Origin of the sequence: uncultured Corynebacterium sp., assembly GCF_902782855.1 — a bacterium.
Taxonomy (GTDB): Bacteria; Actinomycetota; Actinomycetes; order Mycobacteriales; family Mycobacteriaceae; genus Corynebacterium.
This window is the reverse complement of record NZ_CACZOO010000010.1, coordinates 1-9,082: the sequence shown is the minus strand read 5'-3', so window position 1 is coordinate 9,082 and position 9,082 is coordinate 1. Positions and strand designations below refer to the sequence as shown.

At 66.2% G+C, this 9,082-nt stretch carries 6 protein-coding genes and 1 pseudogene; 4 read left to right on the top strand and 3 right to left on the bottom strand.

The window, feature by feature from the left end; translation table 11 throughout:
* A partial coding sequence (locus tag QZV72_RS00475) for a helicase-related protein (protein ID WP_297003945.1) occupies positions 1-3,540 on the bottom strand: 3,540 nt, incomplete at its 3' end.
* A 102-nt stretch (positions 3,541-3,642) separates the two neighbouring features.
* Between QZV72_RS00475 and QZV72_RS00470 the strand changes: the two genes are divergently transcribed.
* Positions 3,643-4,041, top strand: coding sequence for a helix-turn-helix domain-containing protein (locus tag QZV72_RS00470; RefSeq protein WP_297003944.1), 399 nt, complete (start codon positions 3,643-3,645; stop codon positions 4,039-4,041).
* 10 nt (positions 4,042-4,051) lie between these two features.
* Here QZV72_RS00470 and QZV72_RS00465 read toward each other — a convergent pair whose 3' ends face one another.
* Complete coding sequence (locus QZV72_RS00465; RefSeq protein ID WP_297003942.1) at positions 4,052-4,990, bottom strand: ImmA/IrrE family metallo-endopeptidase; 939 nt, start codon at positions 4,988-4,990, stop codon at positions 4,052-4,054.
* A gap of 285 nt (positions 4,991-5,275) precedes the next feature.
* Here QZV72_RS00465 and QZV72_RS00460 point away from each other — a divergent pair, with 285 nt between their 5' ends.
* Together QZV72_RS00460 and QZV72_RS00455 are read left to right on the top strand one after the other, a co-directional pair.
* On the top strand, positions 5,276-5,512 hold the full coding sequence (locus QZV72_RS00460; RefSeq protein ID WP_297003941.1) for an antitoxin VbhA family protein: 237 nt from the start codon (positions 5,276-5,278) through the stop codon (positions 5,510-5,512).
* A gap of 10 nt (positions 5,513-5,522) precedes the next feature.
* On the top strand, positions 5,523-6,233 hold the full coding sequence (locus tag QZV72_RS00455; protein WP_297003939.1) for a Fic family protein: 711 nt from the start codon (positions 5,523-5,525) through the stop codon (positions 6,231-6,233).
* 125 nt (positions 6,234-6,358) lie between these two features.
* Here QZV72_RS00455 and QZV72_RS00450 read toward each other — a convergent pair.
* Positions 6,359-7,219: pseudogene (locus QZV72_RS00450) on the bottom strand (aldehyde dehydrogenase family protein); the annotation flags it as partial.
* A gap of 99 nt (positions 7,220-7,318) precedes the next feature.
* On the opposite strand from QZV72_RS00450, the gene QZV72_RS00445 reads away from it, so the two are divergent.
* The coding region (locus tag QZV72_RS00445) for a valine--tRNA ligase (protein WP_297003937.1) at positions 7,319-9,082 on the top strand (1,764 nt) is incomplete at its 3' end.

Sequence of the window (9,082 nt, the reverse complement as noted above, 5' to 3'; positions counted from 1 at the left end):
CTTCCAGTCCAGGACGATCTTCGTCACACCGAAATCACTGTCCGCCCCGGCGAAGTCACGGAAGTGATCGACCAGATAGCAGACCCGGTCATGCTCCGGCCCCTCCGGACTCACCTCCACCAGTGCCAGGCGGTGATCGGCACCGGTGTTCTTCGCCGTCAGTACCTCCCGGTGGGTGATCACGAAATCCTCCGCACCGGAGATCCGTCCCTTGACCTCGATGATCACCGAGGCCTGGGCGGATTTCGGCCACCGGGACGCGACATCGAAACCGGGATTGTTGTGCGGCATCTCCACAGGAACCCGGCCCAGGGCACGCTCCGCGGCGAGCACCACGTCCACCGCCCTGCGGTCCACCTCGGCGGTGTCCTTCGCGTGCTGGTCGACGTCGTCCCAGTCAGCACCGGTCAACAGATTCACCAGGCCCTGCGGCAGCACCAGGGCCCGGGCTACGATCCGTGGCGGGGAAGGGGACAGGCGCCGTTGCAGCGCGAGTTGGTCCTCCCGCTCCTGCAGCCGGGCGGACAGCGCATGGACCTGCTTCATCAGTGAGGCATGGGACTGCTTCGGGGCGCGCTTCACCTCACCGCGATCGAACAGTGCCTGCTGTTCGCGTGCCTCCAGGGCAGCCTTCGCCAGATAGTCCATCTGGTCCGACAGGCGTCGGTGCACCAGGGAAGACACCCGGTCCAGCTCGGGCAGAATCCGGTCGCGGGTGGCCTGCAACACCGGATGCAGGCGGGACGCCGTGACAGCGTCCCGCACCCGCTCGGTGAGGTTCCCGGACAGCCAGTCGCTGTCGAGGCCCGCGGCGGCCACCGCCTGCTCGGCGGTGATCTCCTCCGGCAGGGGATCGAAGTCGAGGTACGGGGCCATGCCGGCGTCCTCATCCGTGCCATCCGGATTGACCCGCAGGTAGGCGAACTCCTTCGCCTGGGCGATGCCGGTACCGTCGAGTACCTCGATCATCGTCGCCGCCAACATCCACGGCTGTATCCCCGGATCATTCGGGTCGACAAGGACGGTCCCGGCTTCCAACACATCGCTGAGGTCCCTCACTGACAGGTCGACCAGGGAATCCAGCAACGGATGACCCGGTGCGATGAACTCCGCCCGCTCCGTCCGGTCGGCGATGGTGGGGTCGAAGGTTACCAGGTCATACCTGTCGGCGACCGGGGTTCCGTGCTGCCGTGCCCAGTCGGTCACCGCAGTCGGCAGCCGACGGACCGCCGCTGTGCCCTTTGCCTTACGCACGAGGCGTCCACCCTGGTGCTCCAGGGCACGGGTGAAGAACTGGGCGATGTAGTGGGGCTGGAGTTTGCGGGCACGGGCGGCGTCCATCGCCTCCCGCATCCGGTCCAGGTCTGCTGCCGTGAAGGTCTCCTCGGCCAGTGCACGTTCGGCCATGAGCTCGTCCAGGCCGTGGGCGACCTGGTCGTCGATGATCCGCTCGATCTCCTCCTGGCGGGCAGGATCATCAATGTAGAGGACCGCATCCATGATGAGGTCCTTCAGTGACCTGTCCTGGAATGCGTCCCCCAGCACATCGAAGACCGGACGGTCCAGGGCCCTGCGCTGGACCTCCATCTTCTCCAGCAGGCGCTTGTACACCGCACCCTCGCGGGTCTCGTCGGCGACGAGGTTCCAGAGCTCGCAGACATGCTTCTGCCCGATGCGGTGGATCCGGCCGAAGCGCTGCTCGATCCGGTTCGGGTTCCACGGCAGGTCGTAGTTCACCATGAGGTGAGCCGCCTGCAGGTTCAGGCCTTCGCCGGCGGCGTCGGTGGCGCCGAGATACTGGACGCCGTCATCATTGGTGAAGTTCGCGGTGATGCGCTGGCGTTCCAGACGGTTCGTCCCGCCGTGGATGGTGACGACCGACCGTGGATCGGCGGTGACTGTCCGGATCCGAGTGACCAGGTAGTTCAGCGTGTCCCGGTGCTCGGTGAAGATGATGAGCTTGCGGCGCTGCCCGGTCGCCTGGTTGGTCAGCGTCTCATCCTCGATGATCCGACGCAGCTCACTCCACTTCCGGTCCTCGCCGCTGAGCACCACGGTGTGTGCCGTGGAGACCAGGTGGTCGAGCTCCACGAGTTCCGCATCGAGCTCCGGCAGAGTGCGTGCCGCGGTCGCCGGGGTGATGAGGGTCGCTTCCTCGGCGTCCTCCACCTCGCTGGCGGCGTAGTCGTCGAGCGAGTCCGCGTCATAGAGATCGGAGATCACGGGCATCGGCCCGGTGAAACCGTGGCCGTTCCACCAGAGATCGCGTCCTTCCTGCGACGCCTGCTCCAGCTCAGTGCGGTAGGACGCCAGCTTGTCGAGCCGTCGCTTCAGCGAGTTCCAGATGGCGTAGGGGCTGGACGCCAGCCGTCGCTGCAGCACGGTCAGTGCGAAGCCGACGGTGCGACCGGCCGCGTCGTTGAGGGAGTTCTCCGCCCGCTTCATCTGTGTCCGGACGTACTCGGTGACCTCCTCATACAGGCGCATTTCCGGATCACTGAGTTCGTAGGGGGCCGTGACCGCGATGCGCTCGGGGAACAGGGGGCGCCCCTCGAAGGTGAGCAGCTCCTCCTTCACCATGCGGCGCATCAGACCGGTGGTGTCCACGTCTTCGGTACCGGTCTGGAACGCGCCCTCGAACCGGTCGGGATCCAACAGGGAGAGGAATGCCTGGAACGCCTCATTGTCACCGTTGTGCGGGGTGGCGGTCAGCAGCAGGAGGTTCCGGGAGATGTCCCGCAGCATCTCACCGAGCTGGAAGCGACGGGTCTTCTTCAGCTCATTGCGGAACCCCGCAGACGCGGACATCCGGTGCGCCTCATCCACGATCGTCAGATCCCAGTGGGTGCCCTTGAGCAGCGGCAGCAACTCCTCGTCACTGCGGGCCACGGCATCCATCCGGACGATAAGCAGGTCGTGGTCGGTGAAGGGATTGCCGGTGGCGGAGGCTTCCACAGCTCCGGGGGACAGAATATGGAAGTGCAGGCCGAACTTCTCCCGCAACTCCTCCTGCCACTGCGGGGCCAGCCCACCGGGGCAGACGATGAGGCAGCGCTCCACGTCGCCGCGCAGAATGAGCTCTTTGATGTAGAGCCCGGACATGATGGTCTTTCCGGCGCCGGGGTCATCTGCCAGCAGGAAGTGCAGGGGAATGCGAGGCAGCATCTCCTCGTAGACCGCACGGATCTGATGGGGCAGGGGCTGGATGTCGCTGGAGGTGACCGCGAGCATCGGGTCGTGCAGGCCGGCGGTCTGGATTCGCAGAGCCTCGGCGGCGAGACGGAACTCCGCGGCGTCTCCGGTGAAGAGGTTCGCGTCTGCCGGGTTCTGAACGCTGAGCAGGGGGAGGTCGTCCTCGAAGACGACAGTCTCCTGAAGCGCTCCGTCAGGATGGCGGTAGGTGATCGTGGCGCCGGATGTGGAACGGACGGTGCGGATGATCTCGACCGGGTGCTCGCTGATGCCGAGAAGCTGCAGGCCAGGGATCAGATCATCGACGCTGAGAGTCGGTGTGCCAGCGGCCCGATGATCGGTGTGCATGGATGCTCCAGGTGAGGAAGGACGTAGGTGAAGTGAACAATACCCGATAAGCACAATATACTGTGCGGACAGTACGCCGTTCGGGGGAGACAGTTGAACGCTGTGTATACCCCGCCCCCCGACCTCGACTGGAAGACCTACGCGTCTGAGGTGGCGTACCGGGTGAAGCAGCTGCGGGGTGACCTGGAACTGACGCAGGAGGCGCTGGCGGAGCGGGCGGGGATCAGCCGGAATCAGATCCAGAACATCGAACGCGGACACGGCACGGGGGTGAACGGTCGCGTCACCAACATGTCGATGGAGCACGTCTACCGGTTGGCCTACGCGCTGAAGGTCCCGCCGATCGTGTTGCTGCCTGACGTGGAGAAGGAGGTGGTTCCGCGCTGCCGGTCAGCCGAGCATCGCGAGCCGATGGAGAACCTCATGCACCGGACCATCGAGGTCGATGTCACCTGGCCCCGCGGTGTGCGGGTGGTGAAGCCCGGGGAAAACGAGGACTGACGCCCCGAGGTCAGCCCTTAACGAGTCGCAGCTGCGGCGTTGTCGATGACTGCCTATGGGACGGTGCCGTGGAGTTCCGGGTTTCCCTGGAGTTGGCAGTTACCGCGTGGACCTGTGTGCTGAAGGTCAGTGCGTGGACGTCGTTGACCGGTAGCGACAGATCCTCAGCGATACGGTCGGCGGTGGTCCGTTTGTCGGCGGCGTCCGGCCCGAAGATGTGGGTGAAGATCCGGGACCGCTCATGATGCGCCATACCGCCAGGTTCCCCGGTACGGAAGCCTCGGCGGGCGAGGGCGGAACAGAGCCGTCGGTAGCCGGCGTCATCGGTACGTCCGCTGCGTAGCAGGGCCTTGGCGGTCATCATGGCGGACACCTTGAAGGTTGAGCGAAATGCCAGCACCTGGTCGACCGAGGGATGTCGCGTCAGACGTTCCGAGACACTCGATGCCGGTGCGAGGAATTCGGCGGCAAAACGGTCGGCGTCCTCCTCCTGTCGGTGGTGGGCATCGGCGTCGTTTCCGACGTAGGACGGATGGAGGATCAGATGGCCGAGTTCATGGGCGACATCGAAGCGTGACCTCTCGGGGGTCTTGCTGCGGGAAAGGAAGATGTAGGGATTTCCGTCCGACCAACCAGAGAATGCATCGACGACATCCGCAACCGGTGGAAGACCGTAGACGCGGATGCCCTTCGCCTCGCACAACTGCACGATGTTCGGAAGCGGGCCTTCCCCGAGCCCCCACATCAGGCGGAGGGTCTGTGCGGCGAGGACCGCGTCAGACACCTCCAGTTCATCGACTGCGGGAGCGTGGGCAGATGACCAGGAAGGACGGGTGAACCGACGGTCGATCCACCGGTCAACCATGACACCGAAAGTTCCGGCGGCGACGGCGGCGTGCCGGTGGACGGCGGCAGCACGTCGGCCTGCCCGGAAGTTGACTTCATCCACGGACAGGCTCGGAAGGGCGGTGTCGGCGAAGTAGCCACAGGTATCTGCAGGACCGTCGCGAGATCTTCGGCGACGCGCGCCGGGGCACCGTCGGACACGTAGCGGGACCAGGTTCTGGCGGTGACACCGAGTTGCCGGGACACCTCCGCCTTTGAGATGCCTCGCCGCATCCGGGCAACCTCGGTGCGGTCACCACTGAGCCGTAAGTTGTCCGCAGTGTGACTGCTGGATGGGGAAGTGGACATCACCTCATTTTATCCGCTGCGCCGGGTAGAATTACCCGTCATGAACACCGCGCAGGACCACGACTACAGGACCGAGGACCAGAAGGTCGCCGCTGTCGCCGCGTCGATGACCATGGCGGGCCAGCCGGTGACACCGGAGACGGAGCTGGAGGGTCGCAGGATCCTCCGGGGAGAGATCTCCGCTGACCAGTCGGTGCTGAACCTGCTGGAACAGCAGGGTTACGGGAACACGCCCAGAGCGCAGGAACTTCGACGCCGGATCGCGACAGGGGAATAGGGGACAGGCCATGGGGGATTCAGCGGGGGACGCACCGGAGAACTACTTCGGGATCACGGACAGTGCTGAACTGGAAGCGCTGGGAGGCGAGCTCGCAGCCAGGCGCCTGTACGAACTCGAAAGATCCGCCCCGCTCACGAGCTTCACCCGGGACGACCTGTGCCAAGTGCACAGTTACCTCATGCCGGACATCTACCCCTGGGCAGGACAGCTTCGCAGCGGCGAGGTCGGTGCGATGGGCATGGCGATGTGCCGGGCGCAGTACGTTGACCAGGAACTCGACCGGGTGTTCCGGGACATTGCCCGGCGTCCGCCGTCGACCTCGGATGTGGATGCCGCCGTCGTCACCGTCGCCGACCACTGGGCAGAGCTGACGATGGTCCACCCCTTCCGCGACGGGAACTCCCGGACGCAACGCTTCTTCTTCGACCAGATGCTCCGCCACGCCGGGTGGTCCGTGGACTGGACGCTGATCAGTGCCGAACAGGTCCACGCCGCCCGCTATGTCGGTGCCGCCACCGTGGATGCCTCCTACCTCGCCCAGGTACTCCGGCCCGGCGTCCTCCCCGCAACGGAGTCCGGTGCCGCATCATCCGGGTCGTCATCCCTGTCAGCTACGGGAGGACGCCGCGACAACCGGTCCGCCGCTGAGATCTTCCACGACATGATGGCCTTCCGGCGGACACATCCCCGTGGCGTCCCGTACCGCACGCGACCGTAATCCGGGACCGGCAGATCTTCGATGAGAGCTCCGGGTCGGGCGCTCCAGGTTGGTCTGGCGTCGGGAAACCAACCTGGAGCGCCCGACCTGCGGCTGAGGTGCGCAGCGATAGACCGCAGAGCGGGGCGTCCCACACCGCCGAAGGGGAGCCCCGCCGCGGTAGCGGAGGCCTCGTTGACGAAGGACATGCCGACCTCCGGCCGCGCCGCCGTCCGCTCCGCCAACTCCAGGTCCGTGCCCCACACCGAACCCGACAGTCCGTAGTCGGAGTCGTTGGCGATCCGCACGGCGTCCTCCACGTCGGTGGTGCGGTACACGATGGCGACCGGCCCGAAGATCTCGTTGCAGCCCACGTCGGCCGACGGATCGACGTCGGTGAGCAGGGTCGGCTCCATGAACGCGCCGGGCCGCTCCAACGCCCGACCACCGACGCGTACTGTCGCCGTCCCCTCGGAGGACGCCGCCTCCAGCCGCTCGACGATCTCGTCACGGGCGTCGACCGAGGACAGCGGGCCGACATCGGCCTCCGGATCGTCCCACTCGCCGGGCCGCAGCGCACTGATCCGCCGCTCCAGGCCGGAGATGACGCGGTCGTAGTCGTCATCCAGGACGATCAGCCGCTTCGGCGCATTGCACGCCTGGCCGGTGTTGTACATCCGCAGACCCACATAGCGGTCGAGGACACGGTCCATGTCCTTGTCCGAGAGACCGCCGAGGACGACGAAGGCGTCCATCTGGGAACCCGAGGCGTAGATGTTCTGGAACACGCCTTCCGGCAGGCCGGCGTCCTCCAGAATGTCCTGGCACGCCTGCGAGGACAGCGGGCAGATCGACGCGTGCTTGAGGACCAGGGAGTTGCCCAGCAGCAGGTTCGGTGCGGCCCCGCGGGCGACCTGGTAGTAGGGGAAGTTCCACGGCATGATGCCGAGCAGCGGGCCGACCGGGTCCTTGCGGACGTAGGTGTGCAGCGCATTCTGTGCCGGCAGTTCCCGGTCGGCGGACCCGTCGCATGAAGTTCCAGCTTCCGCGTCGGGTCCGCCGACCGGTCACGGTCCACGTCCGCCCCTGCACTAGACTGTGCAACCGTGACTGATCAGACCAGCAGCAGCGCCTCCACCGGCAGTAACCAGCAAGAGAACCGGGCCGACCGCCTCCCGAAGCAGTGGAACCCCACCGACGTGGAATCCGCCCTCTACCAGGGCTGGGTAGACGCCGGCTACTTCCACGCGGACGCGACGAGCGACAGGAAGCCCTTCTCCATCGTGCTCCCGCCGCCGAACGTCACCGGCCAGCTGCACATGGGTCACGCCCTCGACCACACCCTCATGGACTCCATGGCCCGGCGCAAGCGCATGCAGGGCTACGAGGTGCTGTGGCTGCCCGGTTCCGACCACGCCGGCATCGCGACCCAGACCAAGGTCGAGGCCATGCTCAAGGAGACCGAGGGCAAGGACCGCTTCGACTACGGCCGCGACGAGTTCGTCGAGCGTGTCTGGGAGTGGAAGGAGAAGTTCGGTGGCGTCATCCAGAACCAGATGCGCGCCATCGGCGACTCCGTCGACTGGGACCGCGAGCGCTTCACCCTCGACGAGGGCCTGTCGAAGGCCGTCCAGACCATCTTCAAGGAGCTCTTCGACCGCGGCCTGATCTACCGTGCGAAGCGCCTGGTCAACTGGTCCCCGGTGCTGCGCACCGCCATCTCCGACATCGAGGTCGTCTACTCCGACGACGAGGGTGAGCTGGTCACTCTCCGCTACGGCGATGTCGAGGGCAAGGGGCCGCACGCCGATGTCGCCACGACCCGGGTCGAGACGATGCTCGGCGATGTCGCCGTCGCCGTCCACCCGGACGACGAGCGCTACAAGGACCTCGTCGGCACGGAACTGCCGCACCCCTTCATCGAGGGCCGCAGCATGGTCGTCATCGCCGACGACTACGTCGACCCCGAGTTCGGCACCGGCATGGTGAAGATCACCCCGGCGCACGACCCGAACGACTTCGCCATGGGCCAGCGTCACAACCTGGACATGCCCGAGGTCATCGACGAGACCGGCCACATCGCGAACACCGGCACCCGCTTCGACGGCATGGACCGCTTCGAGGCGCGCGAGCAGATCCGCCTCGCCCTGGAGGAGCAGGGCCGCGTCCTCAAGCGCATCCACCCCTACGTCCACTCCGTGGGCCACTCCGAGCGTTCCAAGGAGGCCATCGAGCCGCGCCTGTCCGAGCAGTGGTGGGTCAAGGTCGACGAGCTGGCGAAGATGGCCGGGGACGCCGTCCGTGAGGGAGACACGGTCATCCACCCCGCCTCCCAGGAGCCGCGCTGGTTCGACTGGGTCGACGACATGCACGACTGGTGCATCTCCCGCCAGCTGTGGTGGGGTCACCGCATCCCGATCTGGTACGGACCGGACGGTGAGATCGTCTGCTGCGGTCCCGACGACGAGAAGCCGACCGGCGAGGGCTGGCACCAGGAGAATGACGTCCTGGACACCTGGTTCTCCTCGGCGCTGTGGCCGTTCTCCACGATGGGCTGGCCGGACGCCACCGACGAGCTGAAGAAGTTTTACCCGACCTCTGTGCTGGTCACCGGCTACGACATCCTCTTCTTCTGGGTCGCCCGCATGATGATGTTCGGCACCTTCGCGGACACCATCACCGGCTCCACCCTCGGTACCGGCGAGTCCGGTACGACGAAGGAGCAGCGTGACGGTCGCCCGCAGGTACCCTTCACCGACGTCTTCCTCCACGGCCTGGTCCGTGACGAGCACGGCCGGAAGATGTCGAAGTCCCTGGGCAACGGCATCGAGCCGATGGACTGGGTCCGCGACTACGGGGCGGACGCCCTG